Source organism: Rhodopseudomonas palustris (assembly GCF_003031265.1).
Lineage (GTDB): Bacteria > Pseudomonadota > Alphaproteobacteria > Rhizobiales > Xanthobacteraceae > Rhodopseudomonas > Rhodopseudomonas palustris_H.
Map to the genome: position 1 here is coordinate 3,476,570 of NZ_CP019966.1, position 20,019 is coordinate 3,496,588.

Consider the following 20,019-nt stretch of genomic DNA (forward strand, 5'->3'; position numbering starts at 1 on the left):
CAGCGCCGGGGCTTGATAAGATCGGATTCCTTTCCGCCGCCGCCTGGAGCGGCTTGTCTCCGCTGACCGCGATCGAGCCTTCGATGTCCCGTCCTCCCGTTGTCGCCCGCACTCTCCCCGCCCTTCGCCGCGCGCTTGCCGAGCTGCGCAAGCGCAACGCCAGCGTGGCATTGGTACCGACCATGGGCGCGCTGCACGACGGGCACCTGTCGCTGGTTCGCTTGGCAAAGCGGCGCGCCGACAAGGTGGTGGTCTCGGTGTTCGTGAACCCGACGCAGTTTGCCCCACACGAGGACTTCGGCTCGTATCCGCGGACCTTCAAGGCTGATGCCTCCAAGCTCGCGGGAGAGAACGTCGACCTCATCTGGAATCCCGACGTCAAGGTGATGTACCCGGACGGCTTCGCCTCCAAGATCTCGACCGAAGGCCCCGCCGTCGCCGGCCTCGAAGACCGCTTCCGCCCGCACTTCTTCGGCGGCGTCACCACCGTGGTCGGCAAGCTGTTCATCCAGTGCCGGCCGGACGTCGCGATCTTCGGCTCGAAGGACTTCCAGCAGCTCCGCGTGGTGACGCGGATGGCCGCCGATCTCGACCTCGGCGTCAAGGTGATCGGCGCGCCGACGGTGCGCGAGCGCGACGGCCTCGCGATGTCGTCCCGTAACGTCTATCTGTCGGCCGAGGAGCGCGCGGTTGCGCCGACGCTGTACCGGGCGATGAAAGAGGTCGCGAAGCGGATCAAGGCGGGCAAGAGCATCGAGTCGTCGCTGACCGCGGGCGCCGAGTTGATCACCGAAGCAGGCTTCGTGCTCGACTACCTGGAAGCGCGCCACGCCGAGACGCTGGCGCCGATCAAATCGCCCAAGCAAGGTCCGATCCGGCTGCTGGTCGCCGCCAAGCTCGGCAAAACCCGGCTGATCGATAATATCGCGGTTTAAAGCGGATAGCCGCGCCTACAGCAGCCCGAGTTCGCGCAGCTCGCGGCGCATCGTTTCCGGCATCGCCGCGATCCCCTCGGCGGCCTTGCCGAGGTCCTGCGGCGCATCGGATGCGGTGAGATAGCGCCAGCCCTGGAACGCCCGCATCGGCCGCGGGCTGACCGGGTGCACCTCCGGCTCCAGCACCAGGCGGCAACGGCTGATGCCGTCGCCGTCGCGAAACGGCTCGATTGCAATCAGCCTTTCGCGCGCCGCGATTTCACCGCGGATCACCCAATACAGCGAGCCGCCGTCGAGCAACTCCGCATCGCGCTTCGGCACCATGCGGGTGATGTGGATATGCCGCCCACCCGATCTGGCGCGCTCCGCCACCCGCTCGGTCAGATCCTTCACCGACTCGCAGCCCACCGCGAGCTTGATCAAATGCAGAGCCATTGAGGTCGACTGTCTCGCTTCCTGAAGAATGCCGCCGTCAGTTTTCCGCGGGTGCCTCTTCCGGCGCAAGCTGGACCGGCGCGGGCTGCTTAGGTTTCGGTGGAGCGGGCGGCCTCTTGGCGGGCGGAGGATTGGCGGCAGCCGCACCGGCAGCATTGTGGGTGGCCGACGCCTGGGCCGCAGCCGGCGGCGCCGGGGGCTTCTTGGCCGCCGGGGCGCTCTTGGCGTTGGCGGCTGCGCCGTGGGCAGCGGCAGCGGCAGCCGCCGCCGGCTTTGCCGGCGCGGGCTCCGTCATGATGCTGACGGGCGGAATTGAGGCCGAGGTCGGAAAGTCGATGTCGGTCGGCTTGCCGCTCGGCGCTTCGGTAACGCCTGCAAGCGCCGGCGTGGCGCCCGGCACCGGGAGCGCAGCCCCAGCAGGAGCTGCCGGGATCGGCCCTGCGCCGGCCGCGGTCATCGGCAGTCCGCCCCAGCTCGGCGCGTAACGGGTTAGGGTGGTCTCGTAGAGATGGTCGCCGATATTCGCCGCGATCCGGCTGGAATCGGTGAGCGACCGGAATGCCGCGCAGTCGGTCGGCTGGCAGCGGTCCTGCGACGACAGCACATAGGCAATCAGCCCATAGCGGTCGCGCTCGATCGCGCGGCGCAGCCGGGCCAGCTCCGGCGTCATCTGCTTGTCGGCGGCGGCGACGTCACCGAGGGCGGTCAGCCGCGCCAGCCGGGCCGACGCATAGGACACCGCGGCCGCGACGGTCTCGGGCGAACTGAACAGCGCCTTCTCGCAGGCTGCCAGAACCATATCGCCGGCAAGGTCGTCGACGCAGGCCAGTGCCGGCATCGCCTTGGCGATCGGATCGCGTGCCTCTCCGGAGGCCTGCCCGTTCCCCGAGCTGCCAAAGCCGCGAAACGCCGAATAGCCGGCCAGACCGATCGCGCCGATGGTGATCGCCACCAGCGCGCCGTTAGCGACCGACTTGTCGGCCCGCAGCAACGTGATCAGCACCAGCAGCGCCACGAATGCCGCAACCGCGACGGTGGCCCACATCGGAAAATTTGGTGAATGCAGAATCTGGTCGAGCCAAGTCGACCAAGCAGCCCAATCCATGCGCGTTGTCCCCTGAGCGCCGATCCGGCTACTCAACACCGGCTTTACGACCAAAATGGGCGCAAGACTTGGCGAAACGCGGCCCCGAGATCGCTGTCCCCTGCCCCCGAAGGGACGTCAGGACAGCGATGATGATCTCAGAGGCTGGTATGTCTTTGGAAGAAAGACGATGCGGGGCTCAGCAGATGCTGAGCTGGCTCTCCTTGGCGACTCGTTCGAACGCCTCGGAGATATTCTTGATACGATACTGGCAATCAGACCCATCGGTCGGGAGCAGCCGGACGATTTCGTACATACCGCTGGCTGCCGGACGGGCAACGTTGCTGGCGGTAAAATAGACGGATTCACCTACCACGAACTTGTGCTTCAACGCTCAACTCCTGCGCCACTTGAATACCGATCCGATCCCTGTTGCCGGGTGTGATCGGCTCCCCCCAAACCCCGCGCGCTTATAGCACGCGAGACGCTCTCCTGGCCAGTGAATCACGCATGGCTGGCGCCCCGATTTTGCTTGTTTTTCAGCGATCTAGGCGCCTGAAAGCGAGGAACCGGAGGGGCTTGGGAATGAATCCCCTTCCGCAGGTCAATCGGTCTCGAATTTGTCGATGATCCAGGTCTCGGCCAGGGCTGCCTGAGTCCATTCCTGGAATGCCGGCAGCGCCATCATCACTTCCATGTAGCCCTGCGCGATCGGGTCGACCTCGACCGCATAGGTGCGAAACCGGTGCACGACGGGCGCGAACATCGCATCGACGCCACTGAAGCGGCCGAACAGATACGGCCCGAAACGGCCGTAGCGGTGACGGCAGTCGGTCCAGATCTCCTGCACCCGCGCGATGTCCGCACGCGCCGCATCCGACAGCGGCTTGGCGCCGACCGGCCGATGGATGTTCATGCCGCACTCGGTGCGGAGCGCGACGAAGCCGGAGTGCATCTCAGCCGCAACCGACCGCGCGTGAGCCCGCGCGGCGACATCGTCGGGCCAGAGCTGGGCCTTGGGAAAGCGCTCGGCAGCGTATTCGATGATCGCCAGTGAATCCCAGATCGAGACGTCGCCGTCGACCAGCACCGGCACCTTGCCGGCCGGCGTGAAGGCGAGGATGCGGCGCTTGTCGGCATCGCCGGTGTAGAGCGGGATCACCACCTCATCGAATGTGACGCCGGTGGCCTTCAGCGCGATCCACGGCCGCATCGACCATGACGAGTAGTTCTTGTTGCCGATCACCAGCGTCCGCGCCATGGCCGAAAACTCCCTTCATCCCCGCAGCGATGCGTCCCTCGGCAATCAATCCACGGCCGCTGCGACTGTCAATCGGTCGAGGTTGCGGCGCGCCGGCCATTGCGGCACTGCATTGCCATGACCCCTCACGATTCGGCGCCTGCCCCCGCCTCGCCTGTCTCCGCCCTCGAAGACGACATCCTCGCCGTGCTGAATAAAGCCGGCCACGGCACGCTCAGCGCGCCGGAGATCGCTCACGCGCTTCGCCCCGAAGGTGACTGGCATGGCCTGCTGATGCCGATCCGGCGCGCGGCCGTGGCGCTGGCGCTGGACGGCCGACTGGTGATCTACCGCAAGGGCAAGCCGGCGGATCCGAACGACTTCCGCGGCGTGTACCGGCTCGGCCTGCCGCGCCACGACTGAGTGGCTTACGGCGACGGCAGCAGCGACGTCGTCTTGCCGCCGAGCCGATAGGCAAGCAGCCCCGCCCATTCATGCACGGCGATGTCGGTGCGGGCGAGCCCGGCTGCGAGCGTCGAGAACGTGCGTGCCGCGTCCTCGCTGCCGCGCGTTCGCCAATCGACCGGATACGGCACGACGTCGAAGCCGGCAGCACGGAATGCGATGATCGACCGCGGCATGTGAAACGCCGACGTCACCAGCAGCCAGAGTTCGCCGGGCTTCGGCGACACCAGAGCACGCGTATAGGCGGCGTTCTCGGCGGTCGTCCGCGACTTGTCCTCCAGCACCACGCGATCCGACGCCAGACCGAACCGCTCCAGCAGTTCGCCGGCGAGCGGCGCTTCGGCGACCGAGCGCTGGATCAGATTGCCGCTGCCGCCGCTATACACGATCCGCGCCTTCGGATAGCGCCGCGCCAGATCCAGCGTAGCAAGGACACGCTCGGCCGAGGCGTCGAGTTCGAGGGTGTTACGAGCCGCGCTGAGTTCGGAATCGATCGCTCCGCCGAGCACGATGATGCCATCCGGCGCGCGCCCGGCCTCGTGCCAGGGCGGAAACCGCTCCGACAGCGACAGCAGCAGCACGTTGCCGAGCGGCGAGTAACCGGCGATCAGCAGCAGCACGACGCCGCCGATCAAGAGCGCCCGCCCGGCCCGCCACCACCGCGTCAGCATAAGCACCAGGCCCGCCACACAGATCATCGCGATCGTGTTGGACGGATGGACGAAGAAGCCGAGGATCTTGGAGAGCAGGAAGAACATCGGTCACCGGAACGCTGAAGGTCGTCTCAGCGACGTGCGTTATTCCGGCAGCGAGGTCAACGGCGGGTAGCGCTCAGTCCCACACCGGGGCGGTCGCCATCGTGGTGAGCCGTCCCTTCGGACTGCCGAGGGTGAAGATCTCCTGCATTTCGGCTTCCGATAATTCGAAGTCGAACACGTCGATGTTCTGCGCCAGCCGCTCGAGCCGCGAACTGCGCGGAATTGCCGCGACGTTCTGCTGGATCAGCCAGCGCAGGCAGACCTGCGCCGCGGTCTTGCCGTGCACGGTGCCGATCCTGGTGAGAACTTCGCTTTTCTTGGCGTTGCCGCGGGCGATCGGGCTGTAGGCGACCAGCGCCATGCCGTACAGCGCGCAGGCGGCGAGCACCTTCTGCTGATCGAGAAACGGGTGGTACTCGACCTGATTGCACACCAGCGGCGCCGGACAGACCGCGACCGCCTCCGCGAGCAGCGCGACCGTGAAGTTCGAAACACCGATATGCCGCGTCAGGCCGAGCGCGCGGGCCTGCGACAGAGCACCGAGGGTTTCCGCCAGCGGCACATGCGCGTTCGGCCAGTGCAACAGCAGCAGATCGACCTCGGACAGCCGCAGCTTGACCAGGCTCTCCTTGGCCGAGCGAATGAGGTCATTGGGCGCGAAATGCGTGGTCCAGACCTTGGTGGTGACGAACAGCTGATCGCGGCGGATGTGGGAGTTGCGAATGCCCTCACCGACCTCGCGCTCGTTCTCGTAGATCTGGGCGGTGTCGATATGGCGATAGCCGAGGCGGAGCGCCTGCTCGACGATCCGCGCGCAGCTATGGCCGCTCAGTTCCCAGGTCCCGAGCCCGATTGGGGGAATCTTCGCCCCATGGGCCTCGACGAAGTGCGCGTCGGCGGTCTGCATGACGATCGTCCCGCATTTTGGGTACGCAGACTGATCAGAAGTAGTATGAACCGATCAGCACTCGCTGCCAATCGCTGGCGCTGCGACGAGCTTACTAATTTCTTCCCGCCGACCGGCCAAAGCCGCAAACACCACATCGGGCGTATGGGCGATCACGGTCAGCAGCGCACGCGCAGGTCCCCGCGGGCTGCGCTTGCCCTGCTCCCAGTTCCGGATGGTCTCGACCGGAACGCCAAGACGCGCGGCGAATTCGGTCTGGGTCAGGCCCGCCCGCCGCCGCAGGTCGCGCACCTTCGGCTCAGGCTCCGATCCGCGCCCGGCGGATTCGGCACCATTGGGCACGAGCGGAAACTCGTGGCCGTCGCGTAGTTCGACGATCCGTCCGTCCGCCTTGAGCCGCAGCCGCTGTATCTGGGTCATGGACGGAATCGTCCGCCAACAGCGTTAACAGCCCGTGAAGAGGATTACTTCAGTCCGAACCACAGCGTTGCGATACCGAGGAAGGCGAAGAAGCCGACCACGTCGGTGACGGTGGTGACGAAGGTGCCTGAGGCCACGGCCGGGTCGGCCCGCATTTTTTCCAGCGCCATCGGGATCAGGATACCACCGAGCGCGCCGGCGACCAGATTGCAGATCATCGCCAGCCCGATCACCACGCCGAGGCCCGGCACCCTGAACCAGGCGTAGGCCGCGATGCCGGTGATCAGCGCAAACGCGACACCATTGACGAGGCCGACTAGCGCCTCGCGCATCACCACCCGAACCGCATTCCAGGCGCCGAGTTCACGGGTGGCCAACGCCCGCACCGCCACCGTCATGGTCTGGGTCGCGGCGTTGCCGCCCTGGCTGGCGACGATCGGCGCCAGCACCGCCAGCGCCACCATCTGCTGTAGCTGATCCTCGAACAGGCCGAGCACCGAGGACGCCAGGAACGCGGTGGCGAGGTTGACCAGCAGCCAGTTGAACCGGCCGCGCGCGATCGTCCACATCCGGTCGGACAGTTCTTCATCGCTGGTGACGCCGCCCAGCGCCTTGAGGTCTTCGTCGGCTTCTTCCTCGATCACGTCGACGACGTCGTCGATGGTGATGACGCCGACCAGGCGCTTCTGGCCGTCGACCACGGGGGCGGCGACGAGGTTGTACTTGCCGAACAGCCGGGCGACCTCCTCCTGATCGTCGTCCACCGACACCTTGCGGCGGTCCTCGTCGACCAGTTCAGGCAGCGGCACATTGCGATGCGACCGCAGCAGCCGATCCAGCGACACCGCGCCCTGCCAGTGATTGACGCCGTCGACGACGTAGATCTCGTAGAAACGATCCGGCAGCTCGGCGGTCTCGCGCATGAAGTCGATCGCTTCGCCGACGGTCCAGTCCCGCGGCACGGCGATGAAATCGGTCTGCATCCGCCGGCCGGCGGAGCTTTCCGGATAGTCGAGGCTGCGCTCGAGCGCATCGCGTTCGGAGGGCGGCAGCTTATCGAGGATCTCATCCTGATCCTCTTCGTCGAGCACCTGCAGCAGCTCGACGGCGTCGTCGGAATCCAGTTCGCGGACACCCTCGGCGACGGTCGCCGGCTCGAGCTCTTCGAGGATCTCCTCGCGGACGGTTTCGTCGACTTCGTTGAGCGCAGAGAAGTCGAAATCGGCCCCGGTCAGTTCCACCAGCCGGACCCGCTCGTCGGAATCCAGCGCCTTGATCAGGTCGCCGAGGTCGGCCTCGTGGAGTTCGGACACCACGGCCCGCAGCGAACCCGCGTCCTCGGCAGCGATGGCGTGAGACACCGCCTCGACGAACTCGGCCCGGAGATCGCCATGGTCATCCCGCATTGCCACAGGATCGAGAGCGGCCAGATCGGGCCGCACGACCGCATCCACGTCGTCGGTCATGGGGGCTCCCGCGGGTTTTACTGGTTGCAGAAATCGGGCGCCGTCGGGCAAGATGCACTGTCGAACGGCGGCGCGAATGCCCGTGGCAATAACCAATCGGTGAAGCAAAGCGCAATGATATTCGTGACACCCACCAACAATCCGCCAACCCGGAGGGTGTCGTGATCATCGCGCGCACCGCAGCTGCTTTTGTCGCCCTCGCCGCCCTCGGCGGGACTGCTCACGCCGCCGAGTGCCCCCGCCCCGGCACGCTCGGCACCTCGCGGGTGCTCACCGTCGATCCGGCGACCTCTCCGCGCGTCGGCCTCAAGAGCTTCCCGCAAACCCTGCCGCTTGCTGATCGCGAAGTCGTGCTGACGTTCGATGACGGTCCAGCCGCCACGACCCCGACGGTGCTGAAGGCGCTCGCCGACGAGTGCGTCCGCGCCACGTTCTTCCTGGTCGGCAAACCCGCGTCCGAAATGGGCGACATGGTGCGGCGGATCGCGGCCGGCGGTCACACCATCGGCCACCACACCTACACCCATCAGCATCTGTCGGCGCTGAGCCATGCCGACGCGCTGACCGAGATCGACCGCGGCATCGCGGCCGACGAAGCGGTGATGCGCGCCAAGGGCATTCCGGTGGCGACCACCCGGTTCTTCCGCTTCCCGTATTTCGAATCCACCCCCGCGCTGCTGGATGATCTGCAGGCGCGCGGCATTCCGGTTTTCGGCGCCGATCTGTGGGCCAGCGACTGGAATCCGATGACGCCCGACGAACAGCTCAAGCTGATCACCGAGCGGCTGACAGCAACCGGCCGCGGCATCATCCTGTTTCACGATCCGCGCAAGCAGACCGCCGAGATGATGCCGGCCTTCCTGCGCTGGCTGCGCGAAAACCACTACCGCGTCGTGCACGTGGTGCCCTCCGACGAAGCCGGTCACGCGGTGGCGTCGGATACGCATGGCCGCACTGCGCGCTGAGCCGGCCCCGCGTCCCAGAATCGCCATGGAACTTTGAACGGTTAAGCAGCCGTTCATGACGCGGTTTTATTTTTCGGTCCGGGTTGGGATTCGGGCGTCGTGAACCGCGCTGTCGGTCGCGTGAAGGCGGTGCACTGTTGTCTGAACGTTCGTTGCGAATTTCGTCTCTCGTTGGTGCGGCCTGCGTCGCCGCCGCTCTCACCCTCCCGCCCCAACAGGCCCGCGCGGCAAGCTGCCCCGGCAATCCCGATGCGCTCGGCACATCGCGCACGCTGGTCGTCGATCCGCGCGAGCATCCGCGCATCGGCACGATGCAATACAGCGAGACGCTGCCGCTGCGCGACCACGAGGTGGTGCTGACCTTCGACGACGGCCCGCTGCCGCGCGAAAGCAATCAGGTTCTCGACATCCTGGCCAAGGACTGCGTCAAGGCGACGTTCTTCGTCGTCGGGCGGATGGCGACGACGTTTCCCGCCGGCGTGCGCAAGCTGCGCGACGCCGGCCACACCATCGGCACCCACAGCCAGAATCATCCGCTGAGCTTCAACCGGATGTCGGTGGAGCAGGCCCAGCAGGAGGTCGACGAAGGCATCGCCTCGACGCTCGCCGCGCTCGGTGGCGACCGCGCCGCGCTGTCGCCGTTCTTCCGCATTCCCGGCCTGCTGCGGGCCGAAGCGGTTGAAGGATACCTTGCCTCCCGCGGCATCCAGGCGTGGAGCGCCGACTTCCCGGCCGACGACTGGCGCCACGTCTCGCCCGACACCGTGTTCCATCTGGCGATGAGCCGGCTGGCCGCGAAGGGCAAGGGTATCCTACTGCTGCATGACATCCAGCCGCGCACCGTGGCGGCGCTGCCGCGCATCCTTCAGGCGCTGAAGGCGGGCGGCTACAAGATCGTGCACGTGGTCGCGGCGACGCCGGAGCTGCCGAAGACGCCGACCGAACCGCAGGAGTGGCGGCTGCATCCGGCTTCCGAGACGGTGGCGAAGGTGCGCTGGCCGAAGGTGCCGCGCTTCGTGTTCGCCAATGAGGAGATGCTGCCGGCCCCCGAACTCGCCGACATCGGCCTCGATCGCGACCGCCTGATTCCAGGCAGCGCGCCGATCCGGTCGAATCGCCTGGCGCGCGGCCAAGTGCCGACGCCGCAGCACGCGCCGTGGCCGCGGCAGACTCTGGTCGAATCGACCGACAGCCTGATCACCCTGCCGGTCCCGTCACCGAGCCTGTTCGCGCTTCCCGAACGGACCGCCCCGATGATCCGCGCCATGGTCTCGGTAAAAGCCGATCGGGCCGCCCACGAAGCGGCGCCGCAGGTCCGCCAAGCCAATGGCCGCACGATGTCGATCGATATCGGCGCCGCCGCCCGCCCGATCGCCGGCAGCGTCGGAATCGCCCCCGAAGGCCTGCAGCGCGCCCCGCTCGACACCGGCAGCCGCCCTCGCCCGCTCAATCACTGATCCGGTTACCGCACCCGCCCCTTGCCGTCCGGCAATTTGCCATTAAATTGATGGCATATTGCCGACGCTATAGGTGGGGCAAACGATGTCCATCATTGAAACGGTCGCGGATAAGCTCGGCGGCAAGCCGGTACTCGGTGCAACGGTTCGGTCCCAGGCAGACCTGGCCATGGTGGTCCGCAACCGGCTCCCCCTCGCCGCCCTCCAGGGATTGAGCCGCGCCGGACTGAGCGATCAGGAAATCGAGCAGTTCGTCATCCCGCAGCGGACACGCCGACACCGCGCCGAGCGCAATCAGCCACTCACGATCGACGAATCCGATCGGGCTGTCCGCCTGCTGCGCATTCAGAGCCTCGCCGAGGACACCTTCGGCGTGGACAAGGCCAGCCCCTGGCTTCGCCGCCCTCTGGCTGAGCTCAACGGCGAAACACCCCTCACCGTCGCGCAAACCGAGGCTGGCGCCAGGCTGATCGAGATGGTGCTCGGCAAGATTGCTTGGGGCGCAGCCGCCTGATGCGCCTGTGGCGACTGTCTCTCGCCCGTCATGCGCAGACGTTCGACGGTGGTTATGGACTGCTCTTCGACGGCCGTTGGAACACCGTCGGCCGGCCCGTCACCTACTGCGCGACATCGCCCGCTCTCTGTGTGCTGGAGAAGCTGGTGCACGTCGAAGACCCGCTGCTGCTGCCTGAGCTGACGATGGTGCGCTACGAAGCACCGGACGACTTGTCCGTCGACGACGTGCCACTTTCCGCCCTTCCGACCGATTGGCGACGTCGAGAAAGCTGGACGCAGCAGCGCGGTAATGCGTGGCACGCCTCGCTCTCGGCCCCGCTGCTGCGGGTCCCATCCGCGATCGTCCCGATCGACGGATCACCCGATCTGAACGTTCTGATCAACCACCGGCATCCTGGCGCCGACCGGATCAGAATCGCAGACATCGAGCCGTTCACCCTCGATCCCCGCCTGTTCTGACGATCGGGCTTTGGCATCCAATGCCAACGTTCTCGCAGTTCTTATGCGCGAGATCAGGTCGTCAGGTTGTTTGGGAGGGGTGCGCCGAACTGCCGGCCGGCGCGGAAGTGGTGCGCTCGGAGGGACTCGAACCCCCACGATTTTACTCACTGCCACCTCAAGGCAGCGCGTCTACCAATTCCGCCACGAGCGCTTGGGACCGGTTTCGGGCATCGCCGACCGGATCGACGGCGCCCATTTAACAAAACAATGATGAGGCCACAAGGCCAGATCACCTTCGATCTGGGGATCGCGGCAACATCTGTTTGACCTCGACCGCAATTCGGTTGCGATCGACCAAAACCATGCCGGAAGCGATCGGCATGTTGTTGGCGAGGATCTTGACCTCGTCGGCTTCGGTGGCGTCCAGTTCGATGATGGCGCCGCGGCTCAGCCGCAGCACTTGGTGGATCGGCATTGAGGTGGTCCCGAGAACCACCATCAGATCGACGGAAACTTTATCGAGTGTCGGCACTGGAACCCGGACTGACTTGCCTGAGGAACGAAGACGTGGTCGACGACACCACGTTATGGTTATCCAATGATTAACGCCCCCACTTCCCCCCGCCAGACGCTGGATTGGACCGCTCTAAAGCCGGCCGACGGCTCGCCGGCGGTGGAATGGCAGATTTCCGATTCGCCGGTCGACTATCCGGAGGCGGTGGCGACCATGGAGGCACGGGCCGCGGCGATCGCTGCGGGCGACGCGCCCGAGCTGGTCTGGCTGCTGGAGCACCCGCCGCTCTACACCGCAGGCACCAGCGGCCATGCCACCGACCTGCTGGAGGAACGCTTCCCGCTGTTCACCACCGGCCGCGGCGGCCAGCTGACCTATCATGGCCCCGGCCAACGCGTGGCCTATGTGATGCTCGACCTGAAGCGCCGGCGCCCGGACGTGCGCGCCTATGTGGCAGCGCTCGAACAATGGATCATCGCCACCCTCGATGCCTTCAACATCCGCGGCGAGCGTCGCGAGGATCGGGTCGGCGTCTGGGTCCGCCGCCCGGATAAAGGCGACGGCTACGAGGACAAGATCGCGGCGATCGGCGTCCGGCTGAAACGCTGGGTGTCGCTGCACGGCATCGCCATCAACGTCGAACCCGACCTGTCGCATTTCAAGGCGATCGTCCCCTGCGGCATCAGCGATCCGCGCTATGGCGTCACCAGCCTCGTCGACCTCGGCCTGCCCGTGGTGATGACCGACGTGGATATCGCTCTCCGCGCGGCGTTCGAGACCATCTTCGGCGAAACCCGCTCGACAACAACCGAGACCGCCTGACCTCCTCCGCCGGCATCGATCCGCGCGCATGAAGGGATGACTCGCCGGAACCGCGACAGTCACAATCAGCCGTAAAGCTCGATTTGGCCAGCGGCCGTCGCGTCGAGTCACAGACTCCAGCAACGGAATTGTAAGGATGAAACCGCTCGGTTCCCGCCGCGCGGCACTGACAACGCTTTCGTCACGTTAGCAAGGATAGATCAGCGACGGTCTCATTAGCCGCGGCCGCGCCACCCTCGTAGTTGTCCTAGTACCTCGTTTGAAGAATGATCCAACGCCCCACCAGTTCTCCCGATAATCAGTCGCTGTGGCGCGCCGCGCTCGACCAGACGCGCGATGCTGCTGTCGTTATCGATGATGCTGGCAATGTCTGCCTTTTCAACCGAGCCGCAGAACGGATCTGGGGGATCTGTCGCACGGACATCGTCGGACGTCACGCCGAGGTCATCGGCCTCGCCGGAACGACCTCGAAGCCAACTTCCGGTGTCTTCTTCCCGCACGCTACATCGAACGGCGTCGCCATTCTCGAAATCCCACGACCGGACGGCCAAGTCATCAGCGCCGAGCTCACGCAATCGACGATCAGCACGTACGGCCACAACTACACTCTCGTCACCGCGCGCGATATCACGCCCGAGATGGAGCGCCGCAAAGGCATCGAACTACTCACCTCGATCGCTGACCGCACCACCCGTGCGGTGCTGGTTACAGATGCCGATCTGAGGCTGCTCTACACCAACGCCGCGTTCACCAGCCTGTTCGGCTACGGCGCCACGGATGTCAAAGGCCGCAATGTCATCGATCTCCTCGCCGGCAACCACACCAATCGCCGGACGATCGCCAGCCTGAAACGATGGATCGCCGATACCGAGGGCGGCGAAGAAGAGATCCTGGTTTACGATCACAATGGTGACGAGATCTGGATCTCGGCCGACGTGAAAGCGCTGCGCAATCCGCAAGGCAGGATCACGCAGGTCTTCGCACTGCTGACCGACATCTCGGAAACCCGGCAATTGCGTATGCTGCAGCAGCTGACGCTCAGCGCACTCGCGGACGAGATTCCGATCACCGACGTCGCCGACCGGATGTGCCGCTTTGTCGAGAAAATCGCGCCGGACGTGGTCTCCACCATCCTGCACGTCGACGCGCAGGGGCTGTTGCACCCGCTCGGTGGCCCGAGCCTGCCCGAGGATTACTCGCGCGCGCTCGACGGCGTGTCGATCGGCCCGCAGGTCGGCGCGTGTGGCACCGCGGCGTATTACGGCGAACCGGTGCTGGCGCTCGACATCGACACCGATCCGCGCTGGGAGCCGTTCAAGAAGCGGCTGTTGGAAATCGGGCTGCGCGCCTGCTGGTCGTCGCCGATCAAGGCCAAGGACGGCCGTGTGATCGGCACCTTCGCGTTCTATTTCCGTGCCTCCCGTCCGCCGAGCCATTGGCATCACCGCATCGTCGATGCCTGCCTGCATCTCGGCGCGCTCGCGATCGAGCGCATGGAGTCGCGGGCGCAGATCGCGCGCCTTGCCTATTTCGACATGCTGACCGGCCTGCCCAACCGGGCGCGGCTGCGCGATCTGATCGGCGAAGCGACCGCAGCCTGCCCGCGAGGCCGCAACGTTGCGCTGGCGTTTCTCGACGTCGACAACTTCAAGGACATCAATGACACGCTGGGCCATGCCGCCGGCGACGAATTCCTGATCGAGTTCGCCCGAAGGCTGCGCGATCAGGTTCAGCCCGGCGACGTTGTGGGCCGGCTCGGCGGTGACGAATTCGTCGTCGTGCTTCCGAACCGGGAGCCGGCTGAGATTGAACCGGTGGTGGCTCGGATCAGCGAGGCGCTGATGGTACCGTTCGCGCTGTGCAACAGCCAGGTGCCGATGTCGGCCAGCATCGGCGTCAGCCTGTATCCCGACAACGCCACCGACCTCGACACGCTGATCAACCAGGCCGACACCGCGATGTATCGCGCCAAGCGTTCGGGCCGCTCGACCTACCGGCTGTTCAATTGCGACATGCACGGCGCGGCGGAGCAGCGGATGGCCTATGCGGCCGCGCTACGCTCGGCGCTAGCGAACAGCCGCCTCGAATTGCATTACCAGCCGCAGATCCGCACCGGCGATGGCGCGCTGCACGGCGTCGAAGCCATGGCGCGCTGGAACGATCCGGCGCTCGGTCCGGTGCCGCCGACAAAATTCATTCCGCTCGCCGAAGAGTGCGGCCTGATCGACCAGATCGCGTGCTGGTCGATCCGCGAGGCCTGCCGGCAGATGCGGGCATGGCGCGACCAGGGACTCGAGGTGCCGAGCGTCGCCGTCAATCTGTCGCCGATCAACTTCGAGAATCCAGCGCTGCCGACACTGGTGGCCGACACGCTCGCGACCTATCACCTGCCGCCCGAAGCTCTGATGCTCGAAGTCACCGAAGGCGTCGCCCAGGACAACCGCTCGACCGCGCACGAGACGATGATGGCGCTGCGCCGGATCGGGGTCGGGCTGTCGCTCGACGATTTCGGCACCGGCTATTCCAATCTCAACCGGCTGGCGCAATTGCCGATCCGCGAGCTCAAGATCGATCGCGGCTTCATGAGCGAATTTGAGACCAGCCCCACCGCCCGCGCCGTCGTCACCACCGTGGTGCGGGTCGGCCAGAGCCTCGCCCTCAGCGTCGTCGCCGAAGGCGTCGAGACCCCCGCTCAATTCCAGCTCCTGAGCGAGCTCGGTTGCGACGTCGCCCAGGGCTTCCTGTATGCGCCAGCACTGGCGCCGGCTGCGTTCGAGCAATGGCTGCTCGGCTACAGCGCCTCCCGCGCCGGCACCATGATGGAGCGCATTAGCCCGACGAGCACGGATGACCGGCCGGCGCCGTTCACTGCCACGCGGCGGCGGAACTAACCGCCACCGCGTTTGCGCGCGCTTACGCCACGGCTGCCGATCGCGGTGTGGCTGCGAGCTTGCGCGCGATATAGCGCTGCTCCTGGGTCAGACCACCGAAGCCATAGCCGTCGGCCCGCACGCCGTTGACGTGGACATAGCTCTCCGAATGCAGCGGTCCGAGCAACTCGCCCATGCGGGCGTAGGTCGCAGCAATGAACTCCGCTTTCTCGTCCTTAGTGTTGCTGCTGTCGACGATCCGGATGTCGAGCCAGAAGCTGGCGAGGTTCTGATCCGCCAGCGAGGCACCGGCCGCGAACCAGTCGTCCGGATCGACCTGCTCCACGATCACCGCCGTCACCTTGGGATCCTTGTGCAGGATGGTGGCGGCGAGATCGCTGGCCGCGGCGGCGATCCGCGGCTTCAGGTCCGAGGTCGGGCGCGGCGTCGAATAATGCACGGTGATCAGCGGCATCGGTAGCTCCTCTCAACAAGTGTTCGATGCCGCAGAAGCTAGACCCCGCCCATAGATCACGCTACAGTATCAATCTGCGTTTCAATCATAACGATTTCTGATGATGAGATGATCGACCTCGACATCGCCGCGGTACGCGCCTTCGTCCACGTCGCCGACCTGCGCAGCTTCACGCGGGCCGCCGAAGCGCTCGGCACCACCCAGGCCGCGGTCAGCATGCGGCTGCAGCGCCTGGAGGCGCTGCTCGAACGACGACTGCTGGAGCGCTCGCCGCGCTCGGTCGGGCTGACCGCAGAAGGCTCGGCATTTCTGGATCGGGCCCGCGCGCTGATCGAGACGAACGATCGCGCGGTCGCCAGCGAGCGCGTGATCGTTCAGTCACTCCGGCTTGGAATCAGCGACCACGTCGCCGGGCCGGATTTGGTGCCGCTGCTGGCCCGGCTTGGCCGAGGGCGCTCCGACCTGCGGATCGAAGTCAACATTGGGTTCTCGCGCGACTTAGTCGACGCGTTCGATCGCGCAGAGCTGGATGCGATCTGCATCCGCGAAAGCGCGGGGCGACGCGGTGGGGAGACCTTGCTGCGCGATGAATTCGGCTGGTTCGCAGCGCCCGATTTCGATCTCGTCCACGGCGCGCCCGTTGCGCTGGCCTCGCTCGCTGCGCCGTGCGGCGTACGGGCAACCGCGGTGCGAGCGCTCGACAAGGCCAGGGTGTCATGGACCGAAGTGTTCGTCGGCGGCGGCGTCAGTGCGGTGGTCGCCGCGGCGCTCGCCGGCCTCGCCGTCGCACCGCTGGCCAAACGCATCGCGCCGCCCGGACTCGTCGATGTCGGTGCCAAACTGAAGCTGCCACGCCTGCCTGCGTCGCCGGTCGTGCTGCACTCCCGCGTCAGCGATGCGAGCCGGCGCGCGGCGCTCCGGACTTTGGCGGCGACATTCAGGCAGATCGCAGGCTAAGCCAGCGTCGCGCCAGTCTCACAGGGTCGACAGGATCGAAAAACGCTCGCCCGGCTGACGCAGGTTCAGGACGTCAGGCTGTGCGGTCTCTGCCACCACCGCTTCGACCCGCGCCGCCGATGGGCCGTGCTGGCATCGCGCGATCATCTCGCTGACGACGTGGTCGCCACCGGCCAGAGTGGCTTCGACGCTGCCGTCACGGCGATTACGGACCCACCCTTGCAGACCCATGGCCTCGGCGGTGTGAGCGAGCCAGGTCCGATAGCCGACGCCCTGCACCCGGCCGCGGATCGTCACCTGCCGGATGATCTCGCTCATCAGCGCTTCACACCGAGGAAGTGTTCGCCCCGATCGGTGACGACGTCGGCGCGCGTCACCTTGTCCATCAGGTCGGCGCCGGCGAGCCCGGTCAATTGCTTCGGCGTGGCGCCGGCTTTGATCGCCGACAACGTTTTGAACACCGCCTCGGTCGCAGCAGCGATCGGCGCATGGCCCTGCACCGCAATGCGGACACGCCTGCCCGCAAGATGATCGAAGTCGCCGAGCTCGGCCGGCGGACTACCGAGCGCCAGCGGCAGCGTGGTTGCGGCGCTGATCGCTTCGAGCTGCGCGCGGGTCTTCACGCCGGTGAAGAACAACGCATCGACGCCAGCGGCCTCATAGGCCAGCGCGCGTTCGATCGCATCATCGAGCGAGGTGATTGAGCAGGCACCGGTGCGGCCGAAAATAACTAGGTTGGGATCGTGCCGCGCATCGAGCGCGGCCTTGATCTTGCCGAGCCCCTCCTCGCGCGACACAAGCTGCGGCTTGGCCTCGCCGTAAGCCTGCGGCAGCAGCGTGTCTTCAATGGTGAGACCCGCGGCGCCCGCCGCTTCGAGTTCTTCGACGGTGCGGCGAACGTTGAGCGCATTGCCGTAGCCGTGGTCGGCGTCGACCACCACCGGCAGGGCCGCGGCGCGGCTCATCCGCCGCACCTGCTCGGCAAGCTCGGTCAACGTGATCAGCGCGATGTCGGGATCGCCGAGGATCGCCAGCGAGGCCACCGAGCCGCCGAACATCCCGAACGGAAAGCCGAGGTCGTCGGCGATCCGGATCGAGATGGCATCGTACACCGACGCCGGGCGCACGCAGGCGGATCCGGTGAGGATTGCCCGCAATGCGCTGCGGCGGTCGCGCCAAGCCACGGCGGCTTACGCGAACTCGAGGATCAGCGCATCGACCGCGAGCGTCGCTCCGGCCGCGGCGTGGATCTTCTTGACGGTGCCGTCGCGCTCGGCGCGCAGCACGTTCTGCATCTTCATCGCCTCGACCACCGCCAGCGTCTCGCCGGCCTTGACCTCCTGGCCTTCGGTCACCGCGATCGACACGATCAGGCCCGGCATCGGGCACAGCACCTTCTTGCCGGTGTCAGCCTTATCGGCTTCCTTCATCCAGCGCGCGGCCGCGGCTTCACGCTCGGTGAAAACGTTGACCGACACTTCGTAGCCGTGATGCGCCAGCTTGAAGCCGTTCGGGATCGCGCGGACCTGCACCGCGACCGGATGGCCGTCGATGGTGCCTTCCCACACCGGATCGCCCGGCATCCAGGACGACAGCAACTGGTGCGGCTGACCGAGCGAACCGTCAGCATTGGCGAAGCGGACGACGAACGCCTCACCTTCGCGGATCACGTCGAGCGGCACTTCGCTGCGCTCCAGCCAGACACAGCGGCGGCGCTCGCGGATCACCGCGCGGCCGATCATCTGGCCCGAGATCTTGCGCTTGCGCTCGCCAATCACCCGGTCGATCGCCGCGCCGACCGCAGCGATGCGGCGGGCGACTTCACCCTCCGGCACCCGCGGATGGAAGCCTTGCGGGAATTCCTCGGCGATGAAGCCGGTCGACAAATTGCCCTCGCGCCAGCGCGGATGCGTCATCAGCGCCGAGAGGAACGGAATGTTATGGCGGATGCCGTCGACGTAGAACGCGTCGAGCGCGTGGGTCTGCGCCTCGATCGCCGCGGCGCGCGACGGCCCGTGCGTCACCAGCTTGGCGATCATCGGGTCATAGAACATCGAGATCTCGCCGCCCTCCTGCACGCCGGTGTCGTTGCGCACCGTGATGCCGGAAGCCGCGCTCTCGGCCGGCGGGCGATACTTCACCAGGCGGCCGATCGACGGCAGGAAGTTGCGGAACGGATCTTCCGCATAGACGCGGGACTCGATCGCCCAGCCCTTCAGCGTGACGTCCTTTTGCGCCAACGCCAGCTTCTCGCCGGCCGCCACGCGGATCATCTGCTCGACCAGGTCGATGCCGGTGACCATTTCGGTGACCGGATGTTCGACCTGCAGGCGGGTGTTCATTTCGAGGAAGTAGAAGCTCTTGTCTTGGCCGGCGACGAATTCGACGGTGCCGGCGGAGTCGTAGTTCACGGCCTTGGCCAGCGCGACCGCCTGCTCGCCCATCTTGCGGCGGGTGACTTCGTCGAGCAGCGGGCTCGGCGCTTCTTCGATCACCTTCTGATTGCGGCGCTGGATCGAGCACTCACGCTCGCCGAGATAGATGACGTTGCCGTGCTTGTCGCCGAGCACCTGGATTTCGATGTGGCGCGGATCGACGATGAACTTCTCGATGAAGACCCGGTCGTCACCGAACGAGGCCTTGGCCTCGGCCTTGGCGAGGTTGAAGCCTTCGGCGACTTCCGCCCGCGAGTGCGCGATGCGCATGCCCTTGCCGCCACCGCCGGCGGAGGCCTTGATCATCACCGGGTAGCCGATCTCGTCGGCGATCTTCACCGCGTGCTTGTCGTCCTCGATCACGCCGAGGAAGCCAGGCACGGTCGAAACCTTGGCCTGCGCGGCGGCCTTCTTCGACTCGATCTTGTCGCCCATCGCGGCGATCGCGCCGGGGTTCGGGCCGATGAACACGATGCCGGCCTCGGCCAGCGCCTTAGCGAACGCCTCACGCTCGGACAGGAAACCGTAGCCCGGATGCACCGCCTCGGCGCCGGTCTTCTTGCAGGCCTCGACGATCTTCTCGATCACCAGATAGCTCTCGGCCGCCGCCGGGGGGCCGATCAGCACCGCTTCATCGGCCATTTCGACGTGCAGCGCGTCGCGGTCCGCCTCGGAATAGACGGCGACCGTCTCGATACCCATACGACGCGCGGTCTTGATGACCCGGCAGGCGATCTCGCCGCGGTTGGCGATCAGAATTCGTTTGAACATGCTCTTTTTCTTGCAACCTTGGATGGTTCTGCTGTCCCGGGCGGGGCAGCGACGGGGCATTGCGGGTGTGCTTGTAACAATTCTGT

The 20,019-nt window shown here is 66.2% G+C and carries 22 protein-coding genes and 1 tRNA gene; 9 read left to right on the top strand and 14 right to left on the bottom strand.

The annotated features are described in order from the left end of the window. Nucleotides 1-83: 83 nt before the first annotated feature. Nucleotides 84-935, top strand: a complete 852-nt coding sequence (gene panC, locus RPPS3_RS16220) for a pantoate--beta-alanine ligase (RefSeq protein ID WP_107346642.1) — start codon at nt 84-86, stop codon at nt 933-935. Nucleotides 936-950: 15 nt separating this feature from the next. On the opposite strand, the gene RPPS3_RS16225 is transcribed toward panC, so the two are convergent. The 4 genes from RPPS3_RS16225 to RPPS3_RS16240 all read right to left on the bottom strand — a co-directional run bounded on the left by RPPS3_RS16225 (nt 951) and on the right by RPPS3_RS16240 (nt 3,715). Continuing rightward, a complete protein-coding gene (locus tag RPPS3_RS16225; protein WP_107345006.1) occupies nt 951-1,370 on the bottom strand; it encodes a DUF1489 family protein in 420 nt (139 codons plus the stop codon). Nucleotides 1,371-1,407: 37 nt separating this feature from the next. Continuing rightward, entirely contained in the window at nt 1,408-2,475 is a 1,068-nt protein-coding gene (locus RPPS3_RS16230; RefSeq protein WP_107345007.1) for a hypothetical protein, read from the bottom strand. A gap of 178 nt (nt 2,476-2,653) precedes the next feature. Continuing rightward, on the bottom strand, nt 2,654-2,845 hold the full coding sequence (locus RPPS3_RS16235) for a hypothetical protein (RefSeq protein ID WP_107345008.1): 192 nt from the start codon (nt 2,843-2,845) through the stop codon (nt 2,654-2,656). A 213-nt stretch (nt 2,846-3,058) separates the two neighbouring features. Next, the gene (locus RPPS3_RS16240; protein ID WP_107345009.1) at nt 3,059-3,715 is read right to left on the bottom strand and encodes a glutathione S-transferase family protein; all 657 of its coding nucleotides are present in this window, start codon (nt 3,713-3,715) and stop codon (nt 3,059-3,061) included. 117 nt (nt 3,716-3,832) lie between these two features. On the opposite strand from RPPS3_RS16240, the gene RPPS3_RS16245 reads away from it, so the two are divergent. Continuing rightward, the gene (locus tag RPPS3_RS16245; RefSeq protein WP_107345010.1) at nt 3,833-4,117 is read left to right on the top strand and encodes a DUF3253 domain-containing protein; all 285 of its coding nucleotides are present in this window, start codon (nt 3,833-3,835) and stop codon (nt 4,115-4,117) included. Nucleotides 4,118-4,122: 5 nt separating this feature from the next. On the opposite strand, the gene RPPS3_RS16250 is transcribed toward RPPS3_RS16245, so the two are convergent. The 4 genes from RPPS3_RS16250 to mgtE all read right to left on the bottom strand — a co-directional run bounded on the left by RPPS3_RS16250 (nt 4,123) and on the right by mgtE (nt 7,710). After that, on the bottom strand, nt 4,123-4,917 hold the full coding sequence (locus tag RPPS3_RS16250) for a YdcF family protein (protein ID WP_107345011.1): 795 nt from the start codon (nt 4,915-4,917) through the stop codon (nt 4,123-4,125). Between the two features lie 73 nt (nt 4,918-4,990). After that, nucleotides 4,991-5,824, bottom strand: coding sequence for an aldo/keto reductase (locus RPPS3_RS16255; RefSeq protein WP_107345012.1), 834 nt, complete (start codon nt 5,822-5,824; stop codon nt 4,991-4,993). Between the two features lie 54 nt (nt 5,825-5,878). Next, entirely contained in the window at nt 5,879-6,235 is a 357-nt protein-coding gene (locus tag RPPS3_RS16260) for a helix-turn-helix domain-containing protein (protein ID WP_234820243.1), read from the bottom strand. Between the two features lie 53 nt (nt 6,236-6,288). Next, complete coding sequence (mgtE, locus tag RPPS3_RS16265) at nt 6,289-7,710, bottom strand: magnesium transporter (protein ID WP_107345014.1); 1,422 nt, start codon at nt 7,708-7,710, stop codon at nt 6,289-6,291. A 161-nt stretch (nt 7,711-7,871) separates the two neighbouring features. On the opposite strand from mgtE, the gene RPPS3_RS16270 reads away from it, so the two are divergent. From RPPS3_RS16270 to RPPS3_RS16285, 4 genes are all read left to right on the top strand, one after another. Beyond that, entirely contained in the window at nt 7,872-8,675 is an 804-nt protein-coding gene (locus RPPS3_RS16270; protein WP_107345015.1) for a polysaccharide deacetylase family protein, read from the top strand. A 137-nt stretch (nt 8,676-8,812) separates the two neighbouring features. Then, nucleotides 8,813-10,132: a polysaccharide deacetylase family protein gene (locus tag RPPS3_RS16275; RefSeq protein ID WP_107345016.1), complete on the top strand. Its 1,320-nt coding sequence runs from the start codon at nt 8,813-8,815 to the stop codon at nt 10,130-10,132. Between the two features lie 85 nt (nt 10,133-10,217). After that, nucleotides 10,218-10,646 (top strand): antitoxin Xre/MbcA/ParS toxin-binding domain-containing protein, encoded by a 429-nt coding sequence (locus RPPS3_RS16280; protein ID WP_107346643.1) that lies wholly within the window; start codon nt 10,218-10,220, stop codon nt 10,644-10,646. Further along, nucleotides 10,646-11,107, top strand: coding sequence for an RES family NAD+ phosphorylase (locus RPPS3_RS16285; protein WP_107345017.1), 462 nt, complete (start codon nt 10,646-10,648; stop codon nt 11,105-11,107). The genes RPPS3_RS16280 and RPPS3_RS16285 overlap by 1 nt, the downstream gene beginning before the upstream one ends. A 108-nt stretch (nt 11,108-11,215) precedes the next feature. Here RPPS3_RS16285 and RPPS3_RS16290 read toward each other — a convergent pair. Further along, nucleotides 11,216-11,300, bottom strand: a tRNA-Leu gene (locus RPPS3_RS16290). A 78-nt stretch (nt 11,301-11,378) separates the two neighbouring features. Then, on the bottom strand, nt 11,379-11,621 hold the full coding sequence (locus RPPS3_RS16295) for a FliM/FliN family flagellar motor switch protein (RefSeq protein ID WP_011158713.1): 243 nt from the start codon (nt 11,619-11,621) through the stop codon (nt 11,379-11,381). Nucleotides 11,622-11,687: 66 nt separating this feature from the next. Here RPPS3_RS16295 and lipB point away from each other — a divergent pair, with 66 nt between their 5' ends. Beyond that, entirely contained in the window at nt 11,688-12,425 is a 738-nt protein-coding gene (lipB, locus tag RPPS3_RS16300) for a lipoyl(octanoyl) transferase LipB (RefSeq protein ID WP_107345018.1), read from the top strand. Nucleotides 12,426-12,691: 266 nt separating this feature from the next. Next, on the top strand, nt 12,692-15,316 hold the full coding sequence (locus tag RPPS3_RS16305; protein ID WP_434006760.1) for an EAL domain-containing protein: 2,625 nt from the start codon (nt 12,692-12,694) through the stop codon (nt 15,314-15,316). A 22-nt stretch (nt 15,317-15,338) separates the two neighbouring features. Here RPPS3_RS16305 and RPPS3_RS16310 read toward each other — a convergent pair whose 3' ends face one another. Then, complete coding sequence (locus RPPS3_RS16310) at nt 15,339-15,770, bottom strand: tautomerase family protein (RefSeq protein WP_107345019.1); 432 nt, start codon at nt 15,768-15,770, stop codon at nt 15,339-15,341. A gap of 108 nt (nt 15,771-15,878) precedes the next feature. On the opposite strand from RPPS3_RS16310, the gene RPPS3_RS16315 reads away from it, so the two are divergent. Further along, the gene (locus RPPS3_RS16315) at nt 15,879-16,727 is read left to right on the top strand and encodes a LysR family transcriptional regulator (protein ID WP_107345020.1); all 849 of its coding nucleotides are present in this window, start codon (nt 15,879-15,881) and stop codon (nt 16,725-16,727) included. A gap of 18 nt (nt 16,728-16,745) precedes the next feature. Here RPPS3_RS16315 and RPPS3_RS16320 read toward each other — a convergent pair whose 3' ends face one another. Genes RPPS3_RS16320 through RPPS3_RS16330 form a run of 3 tightly spaced genes read right to left on the bottom strand, consistent with a single transcriptional unit; the run spans nt 16,746 to nt 19,933 of the window. Further along, on the bottom strand, nt 16,746-17,045 hold the full coding sequence (locus RPPS3_RS16320; protein ID WP_107345021.1) for an acylphosphatase: 300 nt from the start codon (nt 17,043-17,045) through the stop codon (nt 16,746-16,748). Continuing rightward, complete coding sequence (locus RPPS3_RS16325) at nt 17,045-17,911, bottom strand: isocitrate lyase/PEP mutase family protein (protein ID WP_107345022.1); 867 nt, start codon at nt 17,909-17,911, stop codon at nt 17,045-17,047. The genes RPPS3_RS16320 and RPPS3_RS16325 overlap by 1 nt, the downstream gene beginning before the upstream one ends. 6 nt (nt 17,912-17,917) lie before the next feature. Beyond that, nucleotides 17,918-19,933, bottom strand: a complete 2,016-nt coding sequence (locus tag RPPS3_RS16330) for an acetyl-CoA carboxylase biotin carboxylase subunit (RefSeq protein ID WP_107345023.1) — start codon at nt 19,931-19,933, stop codon at nt 17,918-17,920. Nucleotides 19,934-20,019 lie beyond the last annotated feature (86 nt).